The sequence below is a fragment of the Streptomyces sp. NPDC048442 genome (assembly GCF_040651475.1).
Lineage (GTDB): Bacteria > Actinomycetota > Actinomycetes > Streptomycetales > Streptomycetaceae > Streptomyces.
Genome location: NZ_JBEZKB010000018.1, coordinates 100,444 through 124,320, shown reverse-complemented (window position 1 = coordinate 124,320; position 23,877 = coordinate 100,444). Strand labels below are relative to the sequence as shown.

Below are 23,877 nucleotides of genomic sequence, written 5' to 3'. Positions count from 1 at the left end.
GCTCCGGCCCCAGGACGCCCGAGGCACGCGACGGACTCGTACCACCAGAACCTGAAGAACCGGACCGAGAATCGGGGCCATTGGAACTGGCACCGGAATCAGACACACCGGACACGACCGGATTCACCCCCTCTGCGCTGCTCGCCCTTGGATGGGTTGCTCACTCCCCCACTGTGGCACCCGCCACTGACATCGCAATGTCGGTGGGCCAAGTGCCGGAACGCTTGCGCGGCACCCTAGTTGGGGCTTCGGCACGAGTCATCCGGATGGGCGAGCCGTCACTCGATGGAATGGCTTTGGGTAAAGGTGCTGGCTTCCCGGGCGAACCCGGGATCGCGGTACGAGGAGGGGTCGGGGCGGAGTCCGCTCGGGGTCCGGGGCGGGGCGCACGCCCGGGTACGTGTCCGGCACACGCGCCCGGACACGACAACAGCCGGGGCCCGGTCGGGCCCCGGCTGTGTCGTACCTAGTCGCACCTGGTCGCGTCTGGTCCTGCCTGGTGGCGGCAGGTTGTGGCCGGGGCTGCTCAGCCCTGCGCCGCGTCCTGTGCGGCCTTCGCCGCGATGTCCGTACGGTGCTGCGAACCGTCGAGCCGGATCCGCTCCACCGCGCGGTACGCCCGCTCTCGCGCCTCCGTCAGGTCGGCGCCCGTGGCGGTCACCGACAGCACCCGCCCACCGGCGCTCAGCACGGAGTCGCCGTCCCGCTTGGTGCCCGCGTGGAGGACGAACGCCTCGGGGGCGTCCTGGGCCGCCACGTCGGCGAGACCCTCGATGGGGTCGCCGGTGCGGGGCGTACCGGGGTAGTTGTGCGAGGCGATGACGACGGTGACGGCCGCGTCGTCGCGCCAGGCCAGCGGCGGCTGGACGTCCAGCGTGCCGTTGGCGGCGCCGAGCAGCACGCCCGCGAGGGGGGTGCGCAGGCGGGCGAGGACGACCTGGGTCTCGGGGTCGCCGAAGCGGGCGTTGAACTCGATGACCCGCACGCCGCGCGACGTGATCGCGAGGCCGGCGTAGAGCAGACCGGAGAACGGCGTTCCGCGCCGCCGCAGTTCGTCGACGGTCGGCTGGAGAACCGAATCCATGACTTCCTCGACCAGCTTGGGGTCGGCCCACGGCAGCGGCGAATAGGCGCCCATGCCACCGGTGTTGGGGCCCTCGTCGCCGTCCAGCGCACGCTTGAAGTCCTGGGCGGGCTGCAACGGCAGCACGGTCACCCCGTCGGTGATCGCGAAGAGCGACACCTCGGGCCCGTCCAGGAACTCCTCGATCACCACGCGCTCGCAGGCCAGCGCGTGCTCCCGCGCCTGGGCCACATCGCCCGTCACGACGACGCCCTTGCCTGCCGCAAGACCGTCGTCCTTCACGACGTACGGAGCGCCGAACGCGGCCAGCGCCGAGTCGATCTCCTCCGGCGTCGTACAGACGTAACTCCGCGCGGTGGGCACACCGGCCGCGGCCATCACGTCCTTGGCGAACGCCTTGGAACCTTCCAGTTCGGCCGCTTCCTTCGACGGGCCGAAGACCGGAATCCCGGCCTCCCGCACGGCGTCGGCGACGCCCGCGACGAGCGGGGCCTCCGGGCCGACGACGACGAGCCCGGCTCCGAGTTCGGTGGCGAGGCGCGCCACGGCGGCCCCGTCGAGGGCATCGACCGGGTACAGCTCCGCCACTTCCGCGATGCCGGCGTTGCCGGGGGCGCAGTAGAGGGCGGTGACGTCGGGGTCGAGGGACAGAGAGCGGCACAGGGCGTGTTCGCGGGCGCCGCCGCCGATGACGAGGACCTTCACGGGTGCAGCCTAGAGCCTGCGCGGGGGGCGAAGTCGCACGGGGTTGGAGTTACCACCCACGGAGGGACGGAACCAGGCTTGTTGCTTGCTACGACAGGGGGTCGGGGCTGCGCTGCTGCGACTACGACGTGGGCGGGGGCGGGGGCGTCGAGGGTGCCGCGGGGGCCTGCAGAGGGCGACCGGGACGGGGTCCGGCCCGGCAGAGGGTCCGGACCGCCCTGCCCGGCCTAGCAGAGGTCCTGCAACCACCTCGGGCCGCTCGGATCCGGCACCGTGCAGGCACCGCCTGCCCCTGGGCCGGTCGCCGCTCGACCCGACGTAGACCCTGGGCTGCTCGGGCGCCGCTCGGGCGCTGTCCGGCGAGGGAACCGGACCGCCAGGCTCAGCCCGGCAGAAGCCCGGACCGCCAGGCTCAGCCCGGCAGAAGCCCGGACCGCCAGGCTCGGCCCGGCAGAGGGCCTGCGTCGGCCTCGGACCGATCTGGGCCCGGCCCGGCGTAGGGCCTCTCTCGTAGGGCCTGGGCCGCTCGGGCGCTGCCCGGCGAGGCGGCGAGGCGGCGAGGGAACCGGACGGCCAGGCTCAGCCCGGCAGAGGCCCCGGACCGCCATGCCCAGCCCGGCAGAAGGCTTGCGTCGGCCTCGGACCGCTCGGGGCCCGGCCCGGCGCAGGGCCCCTCTCGTAGGGCCTGGGCCGCTCGGGCGCTGCACCGGCAGAAGAGCTGCGTCGACTTCGGGCCCGCTCAAGGCTCACCCTGGGCGCAAGGCCCCCTCGTAGGGCGTGGGACGCTCGCGCCCCACCGGGCGGAAGACCTGCGTCGGCCTTGGGCCGCCGGAGCCCGGCCCGGCGCAGGGACGGCCCTCTCGTGGGCCGCGCCGGCAAAAAACCTTCATCGGCCTCGGGCCGCTCCGGTGCGGCCCGGTTACTCGTTGATGAACTCCTCGACCACCGTCGCGCCCAGCTCGCGCACGATCAGGTCGTGGCCGGACAGTGCCGAGTCGACCAGGTCCGGATCGTCGTCCTCCGGTACGTCGTCCTCGGCGGAGACCGGCGGGCGCTCCTGGACGGCGCTGTACTGCTGCGCGGGGGCGGGCGGCGCCGCGGGTGCCTGGTACTGCCCCTGCGGAGGCTGCGCGGCCGGCTGCTGCTGCTGCGCCGTCCGCTGGGGAGCCGGCTGCTGTACGGGAGGGCCGGCCTGCGGTGCCGCTGCCTGCGGCGGGCGCGGGGCGGCCGGGGGCTGCGCCGCAGGGGCGCCGCCGCCGAAACCGCCGCCGCCTCCGCCGCCGAAGCCGCCGCCGCCTCCGTACCCCCCGGGAGGACCGGCGGGCGGCATGCCTCCGCCGCCGCCCCCTCCCCCGCTCGCGTCGACGACCGACTCGATCCGCCACTGCACCTGGAAGGACTCGGCGAGGACCTGCTTGAGGACGTCCTCGCTGCCGCTGCTCGCGAAGTTGTCGCGGGCACCGGCGTTGATGAAGCCGACCTGGAGGGTGGTCCCGTCGAAGCCCACGACCTGGGCGTTCTGACTGAGCAGGATCCAGGTGAACCGGCGCTTGTTCTTCACGGCCTCCAGGATCCCGGGCCACATGTTCTGCACCTGGGCGGCGCCCTGTGCGGCGGCGGCGCTGGGCGCCGCCTGGGCGGGGGCCGTACCGGCCGGTGCGGCTGCCGAGGCCGGAGCGTAGGCCTGGGTCTGTGGCTGGGGTGCGACGGGCTCCGGCCGTCCCTGCCCCGGCGCGGAGGCGGTCGGCCAGCCGCCGGGCCGCCGCGGGGGGGCGGCGGGCGGCGGAGCGGCGGGCGCCGGAGCCTCGGGAGCAGGAATGGGAGCCGGAGCGGCTGCGGGAGCCACAGGACCGGGCTGCACCACGGGCGCCTGAGCGGCCGGAACCTGGGCCGCCGGAACCTGCGGCATCGGGGCCGGAGTCGGGGCCGGAGCCATCGGAGCCTGAGCCGCCTGACCCATCGGCGCCGTCTGCATCCCGTGCGCCTCGGGCCCGGGTACGTACCCCATGGCCGGCATCCCCTGCATGGCCCCACCGGGGACGAACCCGCCGCCGGCGCCACTGCGCTCCAGCCGGTCCAGCCGCGCCTGCACGGACCGCTCGTCGTCGAACGCGGCGGGCAGCAGCACCCGCGCGCAGATCAGTTCCAGCTGCAGCCGCGGCGAGGTGGCCCCGCGCATCTCCGTAAGCCCGGAGTTGACCAGATCGGCGGCCCGGCTCAGCTCGGCCGCACCGAACACGGACGCCTGCGCCTGCATCCGCTCCACCACATCGGCCGGGGCGTCGATCAGCCCCTTCTCCCCGGCGTCGGGCACGGCCGCCAGAATCACCAGGTCCCGCAGCCGCTCCAACAGGTCAGCCACGAACCGCCGCGGATCGTTGCCGCCCTCGATGACCCGGTCCACGACCTCGAAGGCCGCGGCCCCGTCGCCCGACGCGAAGGCGTCGACCACGGAGTCGAGCAGCGACCCGTCGGTGTATCCGAGGAGCGCGGTGGCCATGGCATACGTCACACCGTCGTCGGCCGCCCCGGCCAGCAGCTGGTCCATCACGGACATCGAGTCACGCACGGACCCGGCCCCCGCCCGGACGACCAGCGGCAGCACGCCGTCCTCGACCGTGGCGTTCTCCTTGCCGCACACCTCACCGAGGTAGTCCCGCAGCGTCCCCGGCGGCACCAGCCGGAACGGGTAGTGGTGCGTACGCGACCGGATGGTCCCGATGACCTTCTCGGGCTCCGTGGTCGCAAAGATGAACTTCAGGTGCTCCGGCGGCTCCTCGACCACCTTCAGCAGGGCGTTGAAGCCCGCCGAGGTGACCATGTGCGCCTCATCGATGATGTAGATCTTGTACCGGCTGCCTGCCGGCCCGAAGAACGCCTTCTCCCGCAGGTCACGCGCATCGTCCACACCACCGTGCGAAGCGGCGTCGATCTCGATCACGTCGATCGAACCGCGCCCGTTCCTCGCCAGGTCCTGGCAGGACTGGCACTCGCCACAGGGTGTGGGCGTCGGCCCCTGCTCACAGTTCAGACAGCGCGCCAGAATCCGCGCACTGGTCGTCTTTCCACAACCCCGCGGCCCGCTGAACAGGTACGCGTGGTTGACCCGGTTGTTCCGCAGGGCCTGCATCAGCGGGGCAGTGACATGCTCCTGCCCGATGACCTCGGCGAACGACTCGGGGCGATAGCGGCGGTACAGCGCAAGGGACGACACACATACGAGGTTATCGGGACCCACCGACAACCGGCCCCGCCCCAAGCCCGGAGCGCCCTTCCCGTCCCGGGAATCCCGGACCCGCCCCCGGGAACGCAAAGACCCCCCACGCACCCGCCAGAGCCAACCTACCCTTGCTGCCTTCCGGCCCTGGGGGAGTTCAGTCAGATAGCGCCACGTGAGGGGCTGAAGCCCACCCTAGCCGATCCCCTCCCCCAAAAACGACCCGGCCCCACCTGCGGATCCCCCCGGACACCCCTCCCCACCCCCACCCCGGGAACGCGGTCGCAAGCACTCCCCAACGTCTTGTATTGTTTGCGGCGGAGGATTCGCCTAGTGGCCTAGGGCGCACGCTTGGAAAGCGTGTTGGGGGCAACCCCTCACGAGTTCGAATCTCGTATCCTCCGCAGGCAGAAGGCCCGGACCGTGTGAACGGTTCGGGCCTTCGTCTTTTCCGTAGAGTCACATCGGCGGTCCTCACGCCTGGTGCCTGTCTGTTCACGCGCGCAAGATGAGTGCATGGATACGGGCGAGAACCAGCCTTCCGGATCGCAGAGATTCCCGGACGCGGGGCTCCGGCTGTACGACAGCCCGCTCCGTCGGGACTGGGCGTTCTGGACGACTTTGGGTTTCGCCTGCCTGGCGGCGGTCTCCATCGGGACGAGCAAGCAGCCGACCGCCTTGCCCAGGTGGCTGGACACGCTTCTGGCCGTGATCACCTTCGCCGTTCTGTTCGGCGTCGTTCCCGCGTGGATTCGGCTTCTCCTGCGACGGCGGATTCGGCGCAGGCGCCGGCTGCGGTCCGGTCCGGTGCCGCACGCCGCCGGGGCTGTCGGGTTCACGGCTTCCGGGGCGACGCCCTCGCCGAAACGGTCGTACGCCGCGCCCCCGCGGTCAACGGCCGCACCGGCAGTTCCTCCCGCGGCAGTGCCACCTCACCCGGCTTCCCGCTCGCGTCGACCGAGTCGGCGCCCTCCGGGAGAACAACCGGCGGGGAAGCATGCGTTGCTGTCCGCTGCGACGCTGGAGAGCGCGCGCAGGACCCTTCCGTACCCCGCTGCACACGCCGTCCATGAACTGCAGCGGGCGCACACCGACAAAGACCGGTACGACGCGCTGCTCCACGCAGCCGAGATTCTCGCCATCACCGTCTGTGTGACAGCGGCCGCGGTGCTCCAAGGCTGGGGCGAGGAGCCCGCTGACGGCGGAACCCGCCGGCAGAGCCCGGGGAGTCCGTACCTGCTTGAGCTGCGCGACTTGTACGCGCGGGGTGCCACCTTCGGAAGTTGGCCGCGCTGGCTGGACCGCCTGGGCCCGCTCGCCTCGTCCCACCCGGATCTCTTTCCCGCCCTCTGGGACGCTCTGGCGGATCGTCCCGGCGACCCGGGCTTCGCCGCGCATCTCAAGGCGTTGCGCGACGAACGCGGCCGCCCTGCCCACGGCGACAGACCGCAGAGCCAGGAAGAGGCCGCTCTGCGTATCGCCGAGTGTGGGCACCACCTCGAACGCGCCCTGTTGAAAACTCGGTTCTTGCAGGACATGCCCTGGCTGCTCATCGTTTCGTGCAGCTACCACCCGAAAGCCGGATCCTTCGAGGTCGTGACACACCGCCTGGTGGGCGACCATCCCGACTTCGACCGGTCCACGTTCACCTGGAACAACCCCGTCGCCGACGACACCCTCTACGTGCTCGCCGGAGACCACCCGGTCGCCCTGTCCCCCTTCGTGGCCTTTCGATACTGCGAGCAGTGCACGAAGCGAGAGGTCTGTTACACCCAGCGAGCGGGGAAGACCGGTCCCGCGATACTCAAGAGCTTCGACCGTGGCCATCAGCTCCCCGACCCCAAGCTGGGCGACGAATCCCGGTCACTGTTCGGGAGCCTCACAGGGGGCAGTACGGATCAGCGTCCTGCCGGAGGGCGCTGACGGCGGCGCTTCGCGCGGGCGGGGACGGCTCCGTTCCCCGGCCAGGGCCAGGGCCAGGGCTGAACTTCCGTTGGGGGGCTAGCACCACTCCCGATCGGCTGGGTCGCCCCATGCCTCTGGGCGGGTGTTTCCGGGATCGTTTGCTGCGTCAGCTGCTCCGTCAGCCAACCCGTCAGCACGGAACGTTGCGAGACGTCCCCACCGCGATGATTCGAGGCCCGTCATGACTGCCGTCACCACCGTCCCGCTCTCCTACCGTTGTGCAAGCGACAGCGGTTCCGTTCATGTCGCGCCCGAAGTCGGCTTTCTGCGGGGGCCGTTCGCCGGGGCCACGTACCGGGAGATCGGGTACACGCTCACCTCGCTGCCGGTGGCGATGGGCGGGTTCGTCTTTGCCATCGCGATGTTCTCGACCGGTGCCGCGCTCGCCGTCACCGTCCTCGGGCTTCCGGTGTTCGCCGCGATGCTGGCGGGGGCGCGGGGGCTGGGGGCGGTGGAGCGGGTGCGGGCGCAGCACGGGCTCGGGCTTGATGTGGCGGGTCCCGGGCCGCTGTCCGCGCCGGAGCGGGGCGGCTTCTGGGGCGCGATGTACCACCGCCTCACGGACGTGAAGGGATGGCAGGCGCTGCTGTTCCAGGCCGTGATGTTCCCGTGGCGGGTGTTCAGCTTTGTGATGACGGTGACGTTCCTCGCCGTGGGCTGGGCGGTCGCGCTGCTGCCCGCGTACAACTGGGTCTTCCCGCGGTACGTGGACGGCTGGAGCGGGTACCGCGTCTACGACTTCACCTCCGGCGGCATCCACCACACGTACGACATCACCACGCCCCTCCAGCTCGGCGCGGTGTCGCTGCTCGGCCTGCTGATCGTCTTCCTCACGCCGAAGCTGGTGCGGGCCCTGACGAACGTGGACCGGGCGGCGGTGCGGGGGTTGCTCGGGAAGTGAGCGTAAGCAGGAGAGGCGGGGAGGGTCGGTCGGTGACCGGTCCTCCCCGCCTCGTTGTGCCTACTGCCTACTGCCTACCGCCGCCTGCCGGCATCCGGCGTCAGCCCTGCTGGTCCGCCTTCCGGCGGCGTACGACGAAGACCGCGCCCGCGCCGAGCACGATCGCCGCGCCCGCCGCGAGGGCGAGCTGCGAGGTGCCCTCGGCGCCGGTCGAGGCGAGGCTGCCGGCGTCGGTGCTCACCGGGACCGTGGAGGTGCCGCCCTGCGGGGTCGGGACCTGGGTCGAGTCCTTGACCGGGGTGGGCGTGGCGTCGTCGACCTTGCCGGGCTTGCTGCCCGCGGTGAGGATCGAGAAGGAGTACTCCTTCAGCTCGTTGCCACCGCAGGAACCGTTCTCGTTCCAGTAGTCACCGGCGACGAAGGCGATGCCGTCGGCGGCCGGAGCCTTCTTGTCGACCGTCAGCCGCAGCTTCAGGTCGGCGGACTTGCCAGCCTTGAGGTGGGTGATGGTGCCCGCGTACTGGGCCTCCCCGACGTCCTTCCAGTCGGAGGAACCGGCGGCGGCGGACTGCAGGTGCAGCAGCTTGCCGATGTCGTTGTAGTCGTTCTTGCTGCCGCCGTAGACCACGGCGAACGGCTTGACCTCGTCGAAGTCCTTCGCCGTGCTGTTGGTGACGCGGAGGGTGAAGTTCACCGTCGTACCGGCGACGACCTTGGACGGCAGGCCGACCAGCGTGGTGGCGAGCGACGCGTCGACCTTGCACTCCTCGTCGACGGGCGGCTTCGTCGGGCCCGGCGTCGGCGGCTTGGTCGGGTCGGGACCCGGCGTCGGCGGCTTCGTCGGGTCGGGCTTGCCGGCCTCGGCCTTGGCGTCGGCGAGGGCCTTGTCCGCGGCGTTCTTGTCGGCCTTGGCGTTGGCCGCGGTCGCGGTGGCGGAGTGGAGGGTGCGGAACGCGTCGACCCGGGCGTCCTCAAGGGCCTTGGCGGCGTCCTTGAGTGCGCTGTCGGCCGTCTCCTTGGCGGTGCCCGCCGCGGTGGCTGCCGTCTCCGCGTCCGTCACTGCCTTCTCCGCGGCTGCCCGGTCCGCCGCGGAGGCGTCCGCCGGCAGCTTGGCCAGCGCGGCCTTGGCCTCGGTGACCGCCAGGTCGGCTGCGGTCTTCACCGTGCCGGCCTTGTCGGCGGCCGTCTTCGCCTCGGTGACCTTCACCGCGAGCGGCGTGGTGTCGGACGTCACGGCTTCCACCGCCGCCTGCGCGGTGGCCACGGCGGCGAGCGCCTCGTCGTACTTCTTCTGCGCGGCCTCGGCCGCCTTGGCGAGCTTGGCCAGCTCGTCCTTGGTGGGCTTCTGGGCCTGCGTCTGCGCGGGCGACGCCAAGTCGGCGGCGAACGCGGGGCCTGCCGAGAGCAGCAGGACGGGCGTGGTGACGGCGGCGGCCACGGCCGTCGCGAGCATGCGGCGAATCTTCACGCGAGCCCTTTTCTGGGTGTGAGAAACGAGAGAACGAGCGAATCAGCAAAAGGAAAGAGAGTCGGGCGCCGCTGCGGAGCTCTGCTCACGCGGGCGGCAGCCTCGTGATCGTACGACCGGGAAACCGCCCGGAGAAGGGGAATTCAGCGCTTGGCGCGGGGGCGGCATATCAACCGGCAACGCGAATGGGAACATTCGGGACAGTTGCCCACGGTCCCGATGTTTTCTCTGTGATGTGGTTAACACCCGCGTGTTCAGGACTGCTTGGTGAATTCGGACCTGGCGACCTCGACGGCCGTGCGCGCGAGGGTCGGCAGCGCGAGGTCCGCAGCGCGAGGGTCAGCAGCGCGGAGGTCCGCAGTGTGCCCGTCTCGTCGCCCGCCAGTCGGCCGGGAATTCCGTCAGTCGGACGTCGAATTCGCCGCTGCGGAAGTGTCCAGAGGGGGCGGCGGGCGGCACCTCACAGATTTCCACCGCCAATTGCGAGTGACTGATTCGCAGCACATCTGCCGTCTTCATGACGATTTCCCCGGCCAACCCGGCCACCCCGGCCACCTCGGCCAATGGGCTGGAGAATCCGGCGTTCAGGGTCGCGGCAATGCCGATTCCCCTGCCGTCACCCGACCTGTGCCCGGCGGGGCTCCGGCAGTGCACGGTACTTTCGGCGCCCGCTGATCACGTACGCCCCCGCCGCGAGCAGCGCGCCGAGCACCGGGGCCAGCAGGTACGCGGTCAGGTGCGCGGTGTGGCCCGAGAGCAGGGCCGGGCCGAACTGGCGGGCCGGGTTGACCGAGCCTCCGGTGACGGGGCCGAGCCCGACGATCGCTGCGGCGACGCTGCCGCCCATGAGGAGGGGCAGCGCGCGGGCGAGGCGCGGGGCCCCCGGCGCGTACGCCGCGAGCAGCATCATCGCGGCCATGGCGGCGGCCTCCAGGATCAGCACCGCCGCCCCGCCCCACACCTCGCCGGGGGCCACGACGGCGGCGTCCGCAGCCGGGCCCCACACGGCGCGCCCCAGGAACGTACCGAGTGCCGAACCCGCCAACTGGGCGGCGACGAACGGGAGTACGGCCCGGCCGGGGAACACGCGCAGCACCCACAGGCCGAGGGTGACCGCCGGATTGAGGTGCCCCGCGGTGAGCCGCTGGAGGGCGGGCGACAGAGCGAGGGCGATCGCCGCACCGACGGCGAGCGCGACCGCCGCCAGCCGGAGGGTGGGGTCCGGTACGGCCGCCACCGCCGGGGAGTCGGCGGCCAGCAGCCAGCGGACAGCGGTCACGACGAGGAAGAGGAGGGCGGTGGTGAGGACCAGTTCCCAGAAGGCCCGGCCCCAGAAGGCCCGGCCCCAGTGGGCCGGGCGCAGTTGAGTTGCCACGTGAGGAGTGAAGCGGATGACTATCCGGTTGGCAAGAGGTGCGGAGAAAGAAGTGGATAGTCATCCGCTTCGGTCTTTCCGGTTCGGGTACGCTCCCGCCATGCACGAGCCCGAGAGCGATCCCGCCCCCGCCACTCGTCCTGCCCCCACCAACGACCCCGCCAGTCACTCCGCCCCCACCAGTCACCCGGCCCCGGTCGGCCGCCCCGCCCTCCCGCTGGCCGGCCAGCCGCCCGCCGAGCGTGCCGACGCCGCCCGCAACCGGCGCAGGATCCTCGACGCCGCCGCCCGGATCGTGGCCGACAAGGGCCCCGACTCCCTCACCATGAACGCGGTCGCGCACGCCAGCGGAATCGGCGTCGGCACCGTTTACCGGCGCTTCGGCGACGTACAGAAGCTGCTGTACGCACTCCTCGACGACCGGGAGCAGCAGTTCCAGGAGGCGTTCATGAGCGGCCCGCCGCCACTCGGCCCCGATGCGCTGCCCGCACCGCCGACCCCACCGGCCGTCCGGTTGCGCGCATTCCTGTACGCGCTCGCCGACCGGGTCGCCGAGCAGCAGGAACTCCTGCTGGCCGCCGAGAGCGCATCGCCGCGCGGCCGGTACAACGGCGCCCCGTACCTGACGCTGCACACCCACGCCGCGATGCTCGTCGGCCAGATCGACCCACGGGCGAACGCCGCCCTGGTGGCGCACCTGCTGCTCGCGACGCTCTCCCCGAGCCTGATCCAGCATCTGCACGAGAGCCGCGGGGTGACGGCGGAGCAGATCAAGGACGGCCTCGACCAGTTGCTGTCCCTGCAGCTGGGCCTGCCGCTGGATCTGCAGCTGGGTCTGTAGCTGGGCCCGTAGCCCGCTCCGCACCCGAACTTCGGCCTGGAGCTGGGCCCGCACCTGGACCCGTGCCCGCCGGACTGACTGCCCCCGCTTGTGTGCACCCACCGTGTGCCCAGCCGCGTATCCCAACTGCGTTCGCACACACGCCGGGTGACGCAAGAGCGCCATTCGGCCGACCTCGCGCGCCCGCCCGAGAGCCCGCCCGCAGAATCCCGGGTGTGAGTTGTGGCGCAGGCATTCCCAGAAGCCCCCTGGAGTCGCTAGCTTCCCCTCACATTTTGTTCGCACCGAGAGGACTCCTGTGAACGCTTCATCCCGCAGTCGCAGAGCCATGGCCGCCGTGGCGTCCCTGGCGATCGCCACGCCGCTCCTGCTCGCCGCCGCCTCCCCTGCCACCGCGCAGCGCAGCGGCTCCGACCCGGCGAAGGAGGCCGCCAAGCTCGCGAAGAAGCTGGTGGCGGACTCGTCGGGGCAGGGCGCGTACCAGCACCTGAAGCAGTTCCAGGCGATATCGGACTCGACGGGCGGCAACCGTGCCGCAGGTTCGCTGGGCCACGACGCTTCGGGGGCGTACGTCTTCGGCCTGCTCAAGAAGGCGGGTTACGACGTCCACTACGAGAAGTTCGACTTCACGTACATCGAGACGCAGGCGGAGAAGCTCACCGTCGACACCCCGGCGCCGCGCAATGTCGACATCATCGCGATGTCGTACACGAAGTCCACTCCGGTCGGTGGCCTGAAAGCGGCGGTCGCGCACGTCCCCGTCGACGCCACCACCGGCTGCGAGGCCGGTGACTACGCGGCCGGGTTCACCGGCAAGATCGCCCTGGTGAAGCGCGGCGGCTGCTCGTTCGCGCAGAAGCAGGCCACCGCGGCGACGGCGGGCGCGGTCGGCGCGATCATCTACAACAACACGGCCGGCGCCCTCAACGGAACCCTCGGCACCCCTGAGGACGGCAAGGTCCCCACCGGCGGCATCACCCAGGCCGACGGCGAGGCGCTGGCCGCCGACATCGCCAAGGGACCGGTCACGGTCACCCTGGACATCCGCCAGGTCCAGCTGAAGAAGACCACCCGCAACGTCATCGCCGAGACCAAGGGCGGCGACGCCGACAAGACCGTCATGCTGGGCGCGCACCTGGACTCGGTCACCGACGGCCCCGGCATCAACGACAACGGGTCGGGTTCGGCCGGTCTGATCGAGGTCGCCCTCAAGCTCGCCAAGGCGACCAAGGACGGCAAGAAGCCCGCCAACAAGGTGCGTTTCGCCTGGTGGTCGGCCGAGGAGCTGGGCCTGCTCGGCGCCGAGGACTACGTCGCCAAGCTCACGCCTGACCAGCGCAAGAAGGTCGCGCTCTACCTGAACTTCGACATGATCGCCTCGCCGAACTTCGGCCAGTTCGTGTATGACGGCGACAACTCGGACGGCGTCGGCGAGGGCGCGGGACCGGAAGGCTCCGCCCAGCTCGAAAAGGGCATCAACGACTTCCTCGACAGCAAGAAGCTCCCGCACGAGGGCACGGACTTCGACGGCCGCTCGGACTACGGCCCCTTCATCGGGGTCGGCATCCCGTCCGGCGGCACCTTCACGGGAGCCGAGGGCATCAAGACCCCGGCCCAGGCCGCCAAGTTCGGCGGTGAGGCGGGGGTCGCGTACGACAAGTGCTACCACTCGAAGTGCGACGACATCACCAACATCAACATGACGGCGCTCGACATCAACGTCGACGTCATCGCGAACGCGGTCGGCACCTACGCACACGACCTGAGTTCCCTCGCCAAGCCGGTCGTCTCGAAGCCGACGACCGGTGGTGACAGCGGCAGCGGCGGCCATGGCGGCCACGGCCACGAGGGCCTGACCAGTTAGTTCCTGTCGGGGGTGGGAGTGAGGGTGGGGGCCGGGCACGTGGCACCCGTCCCCACTCCCACCCCCGCTCCCACCCCGTCCCCCCCTTGGCCGCGACCGCTCAGGCCGCCAGCCCCAGGGCCAGGGATCCGACCACCGGCGCCACGTACACCAGCGGGAACGGGATGTGCGCGTACCAGCGGGCCCGGACCACGGTGACGACCGCCCCGGCGAAGTACAGGACGAGCGCGATCCCCGCCGCGATCCCGATCGCCGGCACCGCCAGCCCCACCAGCAGGCCGGCCGCGCCTGCCGCCTTGGCCGCGGCCAGCCGGGGCAGCCAGGCCTGCGGGACGCCGTAGTCCTTCATCGGCTCCACGGCCCACTTGGCGCCGAAGGCGGCCGAACCGGCCGAGAAACCGACCATGACAGCGGCGACGACGGTCACGACAACGTAGATGGTCGACATGGCAGGTGCTCCTCATCGGGCGTACTCCGCAGCGGACTTGGTCCGCTCCGGGCGGGCCGCGCGGCCCGTACACCCCTATGACTCGCCGCCCCGCGAAAGTGTGACCGCCCGGCGGGAAAGTCTTTCGCGAGCCCCGTCGCCCCCCTGCCGGCCCCTACGCCACCGCCGCCGAAGCCCCCGCCGACCTCGCCGGACACAGGTCGAAGTGGCTGATCCGGCAAGTGTCCGCCGGTATCGCCGAGCCCAGGTTGACGGCCGTCCCGTCCCCCGCGATCCGCCACCGCTTCCCCGCCGGAACGGACCCCACGACCCGCTCCCCCGGCTCGATCAGAATCCACTTCCCGCGCACCGTCCGGTGCCACTCGGCAGCCGCACCGCACCGCTTGCACGACGTACCCCCGGAGGTACGCGGATCAGGCACGGACCGCAACTGCCGGGCCGCAGAGCCCAGTTCGATGGCCGTACTCGCCAGCACCTCGGCGAGCAGCACCGGCTCCCGTCCACCGCAGGACCGCTCGCACCCCGCACACACGGCCCGCCCCAGCACCGGACGCCACCTGCCCTGCGGCCCGCCGCACGCCTCACACCCGTACGAAGAAATCATGACCCCCACCCGCAAACCACGTCGTTTACAGCTGACGTGAAGAATGCTTCCACAGGGGTCTGACAATCAGTCCTGGCAGCGTCATATCCGCAGGTCAGGAGCGGTGCACCGGAGCACCAACCACCTCCACGAACCACTCCCGCCCCAGCAGTACCCCGAACACCCACACCGGTATCCGCACCAGCACCCGGAACGCCCCCGCGCTGCGCCCCGTGCCCCACACCTGCGACCGGTGCGCGGCCAGTGCCGCCTGTTTCCGGGCCGCGTAGCGGCGTGCGTCGACGGCGTGGGTGACGGTGGCGCGCGGGGTGTAATCGACGCGCAGCATCGCGGTACGGAAGCTCGCGGTACGGAAGTTCGCGGCACGGAAGCTCGCGGTACGGAAGCTCGCGGTACGGAAGCTTCGGGGCGAGCGCAGCAGGGACGTCAGCCGGAGCAGCCGGATCGGTGCGGTGCGCGGGATCGCCGTCACCAACACCCGTGTCCCGCCTGCCAGTTCGGAAGCCCGTAGCCCCACCTCGTGCGCCCGTACGTGATCCCGGTGGCCGTAGCCGCCGCCCGCGTCGTGGGTGAGCAGCAGGTCCGCGCCCTCCTCGCGGAGGATCGCGGCCAGTCGTTCGGCCGCCTCCTCCGCCGGGGCGCGTACGAAGCGCTGCCGGTCCGGCGGGTCCGGGTACAGGTCCTTGCCGTGGCCGCTGTCCGCGTACCCCAGGTGCACCACCCGGGATGCGCCCAACGCCGCCCCGCTTGCGCGGAGTTCGGCCAGTCGCGGCGCCTCCTCCCGTACGGAAAGGGGCGATTCCTCCCGTACGGAATGGACGGACAGGACGGGCAGGGCGGCCCGCACGGCACCCATCTCGCCGTCCGTCGCCGACACCAGCACCACCCGGTGTCCCTCCGCCGCCGCACGTGCCAGCGTGCCGCCGGCGTGCAGGACCTCATCGTCCGGGTGGGCGAAGAACGCTACGAGTGTGGCCATGGGCACATCCTGGCAAACCCGCCCCGCCTTTACCCTCAGGAGGACCAGCCCAGCACACCCGGGAGTGCAAGCCATGGCGGACCAGGCCGAGTTCGAGCAGCACCGCAGCCATCTCCACGCGGTCGCCTACCGCATCACCGGGTCAGTCTCCGACGCCGACGACGCCGTGCAGGAGGCCTGGCTGCGCTGGCACGCGCTCGCCGACGGAACCGCCGCCAACCCCCGTGCGTACCTCACCACCACCGTCAGCCGCCTCTGCTACGACCAGCTGACCTCCGCCCGCGCACGCCGCGAGCGGTACGTCGGGCCGTGGCTGCCCGAGCCGCTGGTCACCGCTCCGGCCGCCGACGGGCCCGAGGAGCGCGCCACCCTCGACGAGTCCGTCAGCACCGCCATGCTCACCGTCCTGGAGAGCCTCACCCCGGCCGAGCGCACCGCCTTCGTACTGCACGACGTCTTCGACGTGCCGTTCCCGGAGATCGCCGGAGCGCTGGACAAGTCCCCCGCCTCCGTACGGCAACTGGCGTCGCAGGCGCGCAAGCACGTACGGGACGCGAAGCCGCGCCGGTCCGTCGCGCGCGCCGAGCACCGGCGGGCCGTGGACACCTTTCTCGCCGCCGTCACCGGAGGCGGCGACCTCGACGCGCTGCTCAGCGTCCTGGACCCGCAGGCCGTCTGGCGTTCCGACGGCGGCGGAATCGTCACCGCCGCCCGCAAGCCGGTACTCGGCGCGGCCAGGGTCGCGATGGTCGCCCAGCGGCTCTACCGTGCGTTCGACCCGGCGACAATGCGTCTGCTGTCGTACGACGTGAACGGCGTGCCCGGCATCGTCCTGGACGGCCCCGTGATCGGACAGCGGGGCGTGCTGGCCTTCACCGTCGGCGAGAACGGGCTGATCATCGGCATCGACGTCGTCGTGAACCCGGAGAAGCTCCGCCACCTGGACTTCGAGGCCCTGTAGCCCTGTAGCCCGGGGCCTTTGGTCTGGGGCCCGGGGCCTGTGACGGGCGTCACCTCACACTTCCCGCCGCCGCGTCGTCCCCCGTACATGAACACCATGGAGCAGACCCAGCAGCGCATCGTCGTCATCGGCGCCGGTTACTCCGGCCTCATGGCCGCCCTGCGGCTGTCCCCGCACGCCCGCGTCACCCTCCTCGACCCCGTCGGCCACCTCACCGAACGCATCCGGCTCCACGAGGTCGCCGCCGGGCGCCCCGAGTCCGAGGTCGCCCACCCGCTCACCGGCTTCCTGCGCCACACCCGCATCACCCACCACACCGGCCGCGCCGTCGCCCTCGACCCCACCGCGCGCACCGTCACCACCGACACCGGCCGGGTCCTGTCGTACGACCGCCTGGTGTACGCCCTCGGCAGCACCACCCGGCTCCCCGACCGCGCCGAACGCCTCTTCACCGCCGAGTCCGCCCCGTCCCTGCACAAGCGGCTCCTCGACGGACCCGGCCGACTGGCCGTCGTCGGCGGCGGGCTGACGGGCATCGAGATGGCCGCCGAGCTCGCCGAGCGGTACGGCCGCGACTGGCAGGTCAGGCTCCTGACCTCCGACACGCTCGCCCCCGGCGTCTCCGCGAAGGGCCGCGCCCACCTCCGTACGACACTCACCTCGCTCGGCGTACGCATCGAGGAGGGCCACCGCATCACCGACCCGGACACCGTGGACGCCGACGCCGTCGTCTGGTCGGCGTCGATGGTCCCGAACACCGGCCTCGCCGCCGACGCCGGACTCGCCCTCAACTCCCACGGTCGCATCGACGTCGACGCCGCACACCGGTCCGTCTCGCACCCGGAGATCTACGTCGCCGGAGACGCGGGCGGCACCCACCGGATGTCCTGCCAGGCCGCGCTGCCCATGGGGTCGCGGATCGCGACGTCGATCATCGCGGAGGGACGCGGGAAGGGCCCGGTCGCCCACCCTGTCTCGTACGTCCTCCAGTGCATCAGCCTCGGCCGACGGGACGGGCTCGTGCAGTCGGTCCGCAGCGACGACTCGCCCCGCAACCTCGTCCTCACCGGGAGGCCCGCCGCCTTCGTGAAGGAACAGATCTGCGCCTCCACCGTCAAGACGATGTCCCTCGCGGCCCGGCGGCCGGGCGCGGTCCCGCTGACCCCCGGCTTCTGACCAGTGGATCGGGAGGAGGACGGCGTGTACGCGCAAAGGAGGACACGCATCCGTCCAAAGGGGCATACCAAAGTCGATGCGGCCCCACCCATCGGCTGATGGCCGGCCTTCCCACCAATGGCTAGGCTTGAAACCTCGACGGGCACACCAGTGCCCATCCACAGGCAGAGCCAACGGGGGAGCCGAAATGAGCCACAACCACCCACCGAGTCCCACGGTGTTGGGATACTCCCGCACCCGGCTGCTGCGCATCCTCATCGGCTTCCCGGCCGCCGGACTCGGTATCGGCTTCCTGCTGCCGGCGCTCGCCCGCTGGACGGACGGCTCGGCTGCGGGACCGCTGCGCAAGGTGTTCGCCGCCCTCGGGAGCCTGGACCAGCCCTGGCAGATCGCGCTGTGCGCCCTCGCGGCCTCCGCGCTCGGACTGCTCGCCGCGTACATCGCCGTCGCCGACTCGACGCGGGTGACCGTCACGGACGCCTCGCTCGGCATCGAACCGCGCGACGGCAAGAAGGCCAAGGCCCTGGCACGGGCGGACGTGGCGGACGTGTACCTCGACGGCCGGGACCTCGTGGTACTCGACGCGGCGGGCCGCCAACTGGCCCGCACCCCCCGCCAGGCCTCCCGACACGCACTCGGCAAGGCCTTCCGCGCCCACGACTACCCGTGGAGCGACTCCCGCCCGGCGACACCTGCACGCACGCCGGTGGCGGTGTAGGCGGGTGACTGCAGGCGGGGGTTGCGTAGGCGGCTGACTGCACGCGGGGCTGCGTACGGGACTGCACGCGGGTTGCCGCTTGGAGCGCCTGGCCGCACGCGGGTGGGCTGCTTGAGCGTCTGCCCACACGCGGTGGGCACTTGAGCGTGTGCCCACACGAGGTGACCGTTCCACGTCGGCCTGCCGGCCGGGGTCGCTCAACGCCCGGGGTCGCTCCACGCCTGCCCACACGTCGGCGACCACTTCACCAGCGTCCCGCATGTCGGGGCATCTGCCCGCACACCGGTGGCCGCGTGAGCCTCTGACTGCACGCCGGTGGCTGCTTGGAGCGCCTGGCTGCACGCCGGTTGGCCGCTCAACCGTCTGCCCGCACACCCGAATTCGCGTGCACGCCAGCGCCCGTCCGCCAGCGCCCGCCGTCCGCCCGCCCGCCCGAGCTCGCGTACCCGCCTATCCGTCGCCCCGCACGCCGACGACCCCGTAACCGCTCCCCCGTACCCACTCCACCAGCCGTTCCTCGAACGCCCGCGCCGCCGCGCTCCGGTACGCCGACTCCCGGCGCAGCAGCGCGGCCGTCCGTACAGGCAGCGAGGGCTCGACGGGTACGCGGCGCAGCCGGTCGTCATCGGCGGCGATGGGTGTCGGGAGCACCGTCGCCAGACCGCCCCGGCCGACGACCTCGACCAGGACGCTCAGCGAGTTCGCCTCGACCGCTACCGCAGGGCGGACCCCCTGCTGCTCGAAGTACGCGTCGACGTGCCGACGGGTCGCGAAGTCCCCGCTCAGCAGCGCGAGTCGATGCCCGGCGAGCGCCCCCGACAGAACCACGCCCAGCTCCGCGCACGGATGATCCGCCCCCACCACCAGCCCCAGCGTCTCCTCGAACAGTGCCGTAGCCGCGACCCCCGCCGCATGCTCCCCCTCGAATCCGATCCCCAGATCGAGCCGGTCGTCGAGCAGTTCGGCCTCGATGCGCGCCTGCGTCATCTCCCGTACGTCGAGCGAGATCCCGGGGTGCCCGGCGCAGAAGTCCGCCACCAGCGGCCCCATCAGATACGTCGTGAACGTCGGCGTCATCGCCACCCGCAGCGTCCCCCGCGACAGGTCCCCCACGTCCAGCACCGCCCGCTCGCCGGCCGCCAGATCCCGCAGCGCCCGGCGCGCGTACGTCGCGTACGCCTCGCCCGCGTCGGTGAGCCGCACCGAACGCCCCGAGCGGTCGAGCAACTGCACCTTCAACGCCCGCTCCAACTGCTTGACCTGCTGCGACAGCGTCGGCTGCGAGATGTGCAGAGCCTCAGCCGCGCGCGTGAAGTTCGCGTACTCGGCGACGGCGAGCAGGTAGCGGAGATGTCGCAGTTCCAGAGTCATGAGATCGACTATAGATGCGGTCTATCGCTTTTAGCGGTAGCAGCTCTTGGACTCTATAGGTCCAGCTCATGCATGGTGGAGCACATCGGACAACAGCCCGCCGCCCGCCAGTCGCAAGGAGTGATCCCGTGAGTAAACCCATGGAGGAGATCGCAGCAGGATTCGAGCGCTTCCGGCGCGAGGCCTTCCCGCCCAGAGCAGAGCTCTTCCGGCGACTGGCCACCACCCACACCCCGAACGCCCTGTTCATCGGCTGTTCGGACGCCAGGGTCGTCCCCGAGCTGATCACCCAGCGCGAGCCGGGCGAGCTGTTCGTCGTCCGTACGGCAGGAAACCTCGTCCCGCCGTACGGCCAGGGCGCGGACGGCGTCGCCGCCAGCATCGAGTACGCGGTGAACGCCCTCGGCGTCGCCGACATCATCGTCTGCGGCCACTCCGCCTGCGGCGCGATGACCGCACTCGCCACCGGCACCGACATGTCGGGCCTCCCCGCCACGGCCACCTGGCTGCGGCACGCGGATGCCTCCAGGGCCCTGCTGGACGCCGTCCCGCCGACCGGTGACCGCGTCGCCGCCCTGGTCCGCGAGAACGTCCTCGCCCAGCTCACCAACCTGCGCACCCACCCCTCGGTGGCCCGCGCCCTGGCCCGCCACGAGGTGGCCCTGCACGGCTGGGTCTACGACATCGGCTCCGGCCGCATCGAGACCCTGGACGCCGCGACCGGCGCGGCAGCCCCACTGACCGTCTGACCCCCCACTCCCCCTCTCCCCCACTCAGCAAAGGAACCGAGAACCGTGAACAACCTCCACGCCCAGGCCGACCAGAACTCCCGCCAGCAGCTCACCGTCGCCGCCATCGAGGCCAAGACCCGCCGTGACCTGTCCTGGAAGGAGATCGCCGAGCCGACGGGCCTCTCCGTCGCCTTCGTGACCGCAGCCCTCCTCGGTCAGCACCCGCTGCCTGCCGATGCCGCCCGTACCGTCGCCGGCCTGCTCGGCCTCGACGACGACGCCGTACTGCTCCTGCAGACCGTCCCGATGCGCGGCAGCATCGTCGGCAACGGCGGCATCCCCACCGACCCGACCATCTACCGCTTCTACGAGATGCTCCAGGTGTACGGGACCACGCTGAAGGCCCTGGTCCACGAGGAGTTCGGCGACGGCATCATCTCGGCGATCAACTTCAAGCTGGACGTGAAGAAGGTGGCGGACCCCGAGGGGGGCGAGCGGGCTGTCATCACGCTGGACGGCAAGTACCTGCCGACAAAGCCGTTCTAGCGGGGCGGGGCGGGGTGCGTCGGGGCGGGGCGGTGGGCATCGTGCGGGTGCGTTGTGGCTGAGCGGTGGGCACGTGCGGGTGCGTCGTGGCTGGTCGCGCAGTTCCCCGCGCCCCTAAATGCCTGCCCCTCACGACCGCACGCGCCCGATGCCGCCCCGGTCCCCTACTCGCCCGCGTGTGCCCTCCGTACCGTCGCGATGTCGATCTTCTGCATGCCGTACATCGCCTTTGTCGCCCGCGTCGCCTTTTCCGGGTCCGGGTCGCCGATCAGGTCGATCAGTTCCGCCGGGGCCACCTGCCACGACACCCCGTACTTGTCCTTCAGCCAGCCGCACTGGCTCTCCTCGCCGCCGTCCTCCGTCAGCCGTGCCCAGTAGTGGTCGACCTCCGCCTGGTCCGCGCAGTCGATCTGGAAGGACACCGCCTCGCTGAACCGGAACATCGGTCCGCCGTTCAGCGCGACGAACCGCTGTCCGTTGATCTCGAACTCGACGGTCACGACCGACCCGGCGACCCCGGGGCCCGCCTCGTTGTAGCGAAGGGTCCGCCCGCGCGACCCGTCCTTGAACACCGACAGGTAGAAGTCCACCGCCTCCTCCGCCTTGTCGTCGAACCACAGACACGTGGTGAAACCTCGCGCGATGCTCATCCCGTACTCCTCACCAGAAGTGAACCCAGAAGTGAATCCGTCTGTCTGTTAAGACCGCCGCCGGACCGGAAACTCACCGGCGCCGGCGCGAAGTCCCGAAAATGGACCGGCTGATCTCCCGCCCGAGCTGCGTCCCGATCGAACGTGCGAGCGACTTGAACATCCCGCTCCCCACCACCTGCTCGACCAGCGACGGATCGTCCCGCACGGGGGCCGCAGCCGGGGCCGGGTCCGGGGCCGCCGCCGGAGCCTCAGCCGTTGCCTGGAGCTTCTCGTACGCGGACTCCCGGTCGACCGCCTGCGCGTAACGCCCGTACAGCAGCGACGACTTGACCGCCCGGTCCAGCGCCTCGTCCCCCACCGGGCCCATCAGCGACTGCGGCGCCCGCAGCCGCGTCGCCGCCACCGGCGTCGGCGCACCCTGCTCGCTCAGTACGGTGATCACCGCCTCGCCCGTCCCGAGCCCGGTCAGCACCTCCTCCAGGTCGTACGGCGAGTTCGGGAAGGTCCGCACCGTCGCCTTGAGCGCCTTCGCGTCGTCCGGTGTGAAGGCGCGCAGCGCGTGCTGCACCCGGTTGCCGAGCTGGGCGAGCACGTCCGCGGGGACGTCCTTCGGGGTCTGGGTCACGAAGAAGACGCCGACGCCCTTGGAGCGGATCAGCCGCACCGTCTGCGTGATCGACTCCAGGAACGCCTTCGACGCCCCGTTGAAGAGCAGGTGCGCCTCGTCGAAGAAGAAGACGAGCTTGGGCCGGTCCAGGTCGCCGACCTCGGGGAGTCCGTGGAAGAGGTCCGCGAGCAGCCACATCAGGAAGGTGGAGAAGAGCTGCGGATTGCGCTGTACGGCGGCCAGTTCGAGGACCGAGACCAGGCCCCGCCCGTCCGGGGCCTGCCGGAGCAGCTCACTGGTGTCGAATTCGGGCTCGCCGAAGAATTCACCCGCCCCCTGCTGCTCGAAGGCGGTCAGCGCCCGCAGGATCACCCCGGCCGTCACCGTCGACAGTCCGCCGATCCCCTTCAGCTCGGGCTTGCCCACGTCGGAGGTGAGGAAGGCGACGACCGCCCGCAGGTCCTTCAGGTCCACCAGCTCCAGACCCTTGGAGTCCGCGTAGTGGAAGATCAGCCCGAGCGACTGCTCCTGCGTCTGATTGAGCTGGAGCACCTTCGACAGCAGTACGGGGCCGAAGCTGGTGACCGTCGCCCGCAGCGGAATCCCGGGCCCGATCCCGCCCAGCGCGTAGAACTCGCACGGGTGGCCTGCTGCGGCCCAGTCCTGCCCGACGGCCGCGGCCCGCTCCCGTACCTTCTCGTTCTCCTCGCCCGGCGCCGAGATCCCGGACACGTCGCCCTTGATGTCGGCGAGGAAGACCGGCACGCCCTGCGCCGACAGCTGCTCGGCGATCAGCTGCAGCGTCTTCGTCTTGCCGGTGCCCGTCGCGCCCGCGACGAGCCCGTGCCGGTTCAGCATGGTGAGCGGGATCCGGATCTGTGCCTCGGGCAGACAGACCCCGCCCCACAGCAGCGCTCCGAGATCCAGGGCGGGCCCGGTGAAGGCATATCCACCCGCGATAGTCGTCGCCTCGGCACCCAAAGCACTGCCCGGGTCACCGGAGGGGGTACTTCCGCTCATCGTTTGCTCCCGTTCTGGCACTGAATACGACCTTTGCATCCCTCCCTCATGGCTGCGCCCGGAGCACCTTCCCCGGTAGGCTTTCCGTGTGATCTTCAAGCGCATCGGAAACGGCCGGCCGTACCCCGACCACGGCCGGGAAAGCACCCGCCAGTGGGCGGATGTAGCGCCGCGCCCGGTCCGCCTCGATCAGCTCGTCACCACCAAGGGCCAGCTGGATCTGGAGACCCTCCTCGCCGAGGACTCCACCTTCTACGGAGACCTCTTCGCGCACGTCGTGAAGTGGCAGGGCGATCTGTACCTGGAAGACGGGCTGCACCGCGCCGTCCGCGCCGCGCTCCAGCAGCGCCAGGTACTGCACGCGCGCGTCCTCGAAATGGGCTGACCCGCCGAACCGAGCCGGCCCGGACAACGGGGCCTGCCCGAAGAGCCGAGCCTGTCCGAAGAGCCGGTCCGGAGAACGGGCCTGTCCGGAAGACGGGGCCGCCCCGAAGTTCCGGGCTGTCCGCGAGCGCCCGGCTGCCCACAAGCATCCGGCTGTCCCCAAGCGCCCGGCTGCCCCGAACAGCCCCGTGCCGAACTGGCCCGACCCGCAAGGGACTTCCCCCTCACGTGGCACTCGGGTGTCCCATTGGCCCTTTTG

The 23,877-nt window shown here is 71.4% G+C and carries 20 protein-coding genes, 1 tRNA gene and 1 other RNA gene; 11 read left to right on the top strand and 11 right to left on the bottom strand.

The genetic code is table 11. The features are described 5' to 3' along the window. Window positions 1-526 precede the first annotated feature (526 nt). From purD to ffs, 3 genes are all read right to left on the bottom strand, one after another. On the bottom strand, window positions 527-1,789 hold the full coding sequence (gene purD / locus AB0D18_RS25545) for a phosphoribosylamine--glycine ligase (RefSeq protein ID WP_362422877.1): 1,263 nt from the start codon (window positions 1,787-1,789) through the stop codon (window positions 527-529). A 919-nt stretch (window positions 1,790-2,708) separates the two neighbouring features. Beyond that, window positions 2,709-5,003 (bottom strand): DNA polymerase III subunit gamma and tau, encoded by a 2,295-nt coding sequence (locus AB0D18_RS25540; protein ID WP_362422874.1) that lies wholly within the window; start codon window positions 5,001-5,003, stop codon window positions 2,709-2,711. Between the two features lie 94 nt (window positions 5,004-5,097). Continuing rightward, window positions 5,098-5,194, bottom strand: an RNA gene (gene ffs / locus AB0D18_RS25535) — signal recognition particle sRNA small type. Between the two features lie 131 nt (window positions 5,195-5,325). On the opposite strand from ffs, the gene AB0D18_RS25530 reads away from it, so the two are divergent. From AB0D18_RS25530 to AB0D18_RS25520, 3 genes are all read left to right on the top strand, one after another. Continuing rightward, window positions 5,326-5,410 (top strand) — tRNA-Ser (locus tag AB0D18_RS25530). 598 nt (window positions 5,411-6,008) lie between these two features. Then, on the top strand, window positions 6,009-6,929 hold the full coding sequence (locus AB0D18_RS25525; protein WP_362422871.1) for a hypothetical protein: 921 nt from the start codon (window positions 6,009-6,011) through the stop codon (window positions 6,927-6,929). A 223-nt stretch (window positions 6,930-7,152) separates the two neighbouring features. After that, window positions 7,153-7,872: a sensor domain-containing protein gene (locus AB0D18_RS25520; protein WP_362422868.1), complete on the top strand. Its 720-nt coding sequence runs from the start codon at window positions 7,153-7,155 to the stop codon at window positions 7,870-7,872. Window positions 7,873-7,972: 100 nt separating this feature from the next. On the opposite strand, the gene AB0D18_RS25515 is transcribed toward AB0D18_RS25520, so the two are convergent. After that, a complete protein-coding gene (locus tag AB0D18_RS25515; RefSeq protein WP_362422866.1) occupies window positions 7,973-9,340 on the bottom strand; it encodes an LPXTG cell wall anchor domain-containing protein in 1,368 nt (455 codons plus the stop codon). Between the two features lie 616 nt (window positions 9,341-9,956). Continuing rightward, window positions 9,957-10,715, bottom strand: a complete 759-nt coding sequence (locus AB0D18_RS25510) for an aquaporin (protein ID WP_362422863.1) — start codon at window positions 10,713-10,715, stop codon at window positions 9,957-9,959. Window positions 10,716-10,815: 100 nt separating this feature from the next. Here AB0D18_RS25510 and AB0D18_RS25505 point away from each other — a divergent pair, with 100 nt between their 5' ends. Both AB0D18_RS25505 and AB0D18_RS25500 read left to right on the top strand, forming a co-directional pair. Then, window positions 10,816-11,556 carry a TetR/AcrR family transcriptional regulator gene (locus AB0D18_RS25505; RefSeq protein ID WP_362422860.1) on the top strand — a complete coding sequence of 247 codons (741 nt, stop codon included), beginning with the start codon at window positions 10,816-10,818 and terminating at the stop codon, window positions 11,554-11,556. Between the two features lie 328 nt (window positions 11,557-11,884). Beyond that, window positions 11,885-13,420 (top strand): M28 family metallopeptidase, encoded by a 1,536-nt coding sequence (locus AB0D18_RS25500; RefSeq protein ID WP_362423051.1) that lies wholly within the window; start codon window positions 11,885-11,887, stop codon window positions 13,418-13,420. A gap of 100 nt (window positions 13,421-13,520) precedes the next feature. Here the strand turns inward: AB0D18_RS25500 and AB0D18_RS25495 are convergent, their stop codons facing one another. The 3 genes from AB0D18_RS25495 to AB0D18_RS25485 form a co-directional block, all read right to left on the bottom strand. After that, window positions 13,521-13,868 carry a DoxX family protein gene (locus tag AB0D18_RS25495; protein WP_362422857.1) on the bottom strand — a complete coding sequence of 116 codons (348 nt, stop codon included), beginning with the start codon at window positions 13,866-13,868 and terminating at the stop codon, window positions 13,521-13,523. A gap of 154 nt (window positions 13,869-14,022) precedes the next feature. Further along, entirely contained in the window at window positions 14,023-14,472 is a 450-nt protein-coding gene (locus tag AB0D18_RS25490; RefSeq protein WP_362422854.1) for a DUF6083 domain-containing protein, read from the bottom strand. Window positions 14,473-14,566: 94 nt separating this feature from the next. Next, complete coding sequence (locus AB0D18_RS25485) at window positions 14,567-15,451, bottom strand: PIG-L family deacetylase (protein ID WP_362422851.1); 885 nt, start codon at window positions 15,449-15,451, stop codon at window positions 14,567-14,569. Window positions 15,452-15,524: 73 nt separating this feature from the next. On the opposite strand from AB0D18_RS25485, the gene sigJ reads away from it, so the two are divergent. The 3 genes from sigJ to AB0D18_RS25470 all read left to right on the top strand — a co-directional run bounded on the left by sigJ (window position 15,525) and on the right by AB0D18_RS25470 (window position 18,306). Next, window positions 15,525-16,412, top strand: a complete 888-nt coding sequence (sigJ, locus tag AB0D18_RS25480; protein WP_362422848.1) for an RNA polymerase sigma factor SigJ — start codon at window positions 15,525-15,527, stop codon at window positions 16,410-16,412. A gap of 96 nt (window positions 16,413-16,508) precedes the next feature. Then, window positions 16,509-17,588 carry an FAD-dependent oxidoreductase gene (locus AB0D18_RS25475; RefSeq protein ID WP_362422845.1) on the top strand — a complete coding sequence of 360 codons (1,080 nt, stop codon included), beginning with the start codon at window positions 16,509-16,511 and terminating at the stop codon, window positions 17,586-17,588. 187 nt (window positions 17,589-17,775) lie between these two features. Then, a complete protein-coding gene (locus AB0D18_RS25470; RefSeq protein ID WP_362422842.1) occupies window positions 17,776-18,306 on the top strand; it encodes a hypothetical protein in 531 nt (176 codons plus the stop codon). 450 nt (window positions 18,307-18,756) lie between these two features. Here AB0D18_RS25470 and cynR read toward each other — a convergent pair whose 3' ends face one another. Continuing rightward, complete coding sequence (gene cynR / locus AB0D18_RS25465) at window positions 18,757-19,677, bottom strand: transcriptional regulator CynR (RefSeq protein WP_362422839.1); 921 nt, start codon at window positions 19,675-19,677, stop codon at window positions 18,757-18,759. 140 nt (window positions 19,678-19,817) lie between these two features. Here cynR and AB0D18_RS25460 point away from each other — a divergent pair, with 140 nt between their 5' ends. Then, window positions 19,818-20,426, top strand: a complete 609-nt coding sequence (locus AB0D18_RS25460) for a carbonic anhydrase (protein WP_362423048.1) — start codon at window positions 19,818-19,820, stop codon at window positions 20,424-20,426. 45 nt (window positions 20,427-20,471) lie between these two features. Beyond that, a complete protein-coding gene (gene cynS, locus AB0D18_RS25455) occupies window positions 20,472-20,954 on the top strand; it encodes a cyanase (RefSeq protein ID WP_362422837.1) in 483 nt (160 codons plus the stop codon). Between the two features lie 164 nt (window positions 20,955-21,118). Here the strand turns inward: cynS and AB0D18_RS25450 are convergent, their stop codons facing one another. Then, a complete protein-coding gene (locus AB0D18_RS25450) occupies window positions 21,119-21,604 on the bottom strand; it encodes a VOC family protein (protein WP_362422834.1) in 486 nt (161 codons plus the stop codon). Between the two features lie 73 nt (window positions 21,605-21,677). Then, entirely contained in the window at window positions 21,678-23,234 is a 1,557-nt protein-coding gene (locus tag AB0D18_RS25445) for a helicase HerA-like domain-containing protein (protein WP_362422831.1), read from the bottom strand. An 88-nt stretch (window positions 23,235-23,322) separates the two neighbouring features. On the opposite strand from AB0D18_RS25445, the gene AB0D18_RS25440 reads away from it, so the two are divergent. Beyond that, the gene (locus tag AB0D18_RS25440) at window positions 23,323-23,619 is read left to right on the top strand and encodes a type II toxin-antitoxin system VapB family antitoxin (RefSeq protein WP_014155093.1); all 297 of its coding nucleotides are present in this window, start codon (window positions 23,323-23,325) and stop codon (window positions 23,617-23,619) included. Window positions 23,620-23,877: the final 258 nt, after the last annotated feature.

Coding starts and splice junctions, on each gene's coding strand:
- AB0D18_RS25505 (WP_362422860.1), top strand. CDS start 10,816: ATGCACGAGCCCGAGAGCGATCCCGCCCCCGCCACTCGTCCTGCCCCC.
- AB0D18_RS25460 (WP_362423048.1), top strand. CDS start 19,818: ATGGAGGAGATCGCAGCAGGATTCGAGCGCTTCCGGCGCGAGGCCTTC.
- AB0D18_RS25475 (WP_362422845.1), top strand. CDS start 16,509: ATGGAGCAGACCCAGCAGCGCATCGTCGTCATCGGCGCCGGTTACTCC.
- cynR (WP_362422839.1), bottom strand. CDS start 19,677: ATGACTCTGGAACTGCGACATCTCCGCTACCTGCTCGCCGTCGCCGAG.
- AB0D18_RS25485 (WP_362422851.1), bottom strand. CDS start 15,451: ATGGCCACACTCGTAGCGTTCTTCGCCCACCCGGACGATGAGGTCCTG.
- AB0D18_RS25520 (WP_362422868.1), top strand. CDS start 7,153: ATGACTGCCGTCACCACCGTCCCGCTCTCCTACCGTTGTGCAAGCGAC.
- AB0D18_RS25500 (WP_362423051.1), top strand. CDS start 11,885: ATGGCCGCCGTGGCGTCCCTGGCGATCGCCACGCCGCTCCTGCTCGCC.
- sigJ (WP_362422848.1), top strand. CDS start 15,525: ATGGCGGACCAGGCCGAGTTCGAGCAGCACCGCAGCCATCTCCACGCG.
- AB0D18_RS25445 (WP_362422831.1), bottom strand. CDS start 23,234: ATGAGCGGAAGTACCCCCTCCGGTGACCCGGGCAGTGCTTTGGGTGCC.
- AB0D18_RS25490 (WP_362422854.1), bottom strand. CDS start 14,472: ATGATTTCTTCGTACGGGTGTGAGGCGTGCGGCGGGCCGCAGGGCAGG.
- AB0D18_RS25495 (WP_362422857.1), bottom strand. CDS start 13,868: ATGTCGACCATCTACGTTGTCGTGACCGTCGTCGCCGCTGTCATGGTC.
- AB0D18_RS25470 (WP_362422842.1), top strand. CDS start 17,776: ATGAGCCACAACCACCCACCGAGTCCCACGGTGTTGGGATACTCCCGC.
- AB0D18_RS25450 (WP_362422834.1), bottom strand. CDS start 21,604: ATGAGCATCGCGCGAGGTTTCACCACGTGTCTGTGGTTCGACGACAAG.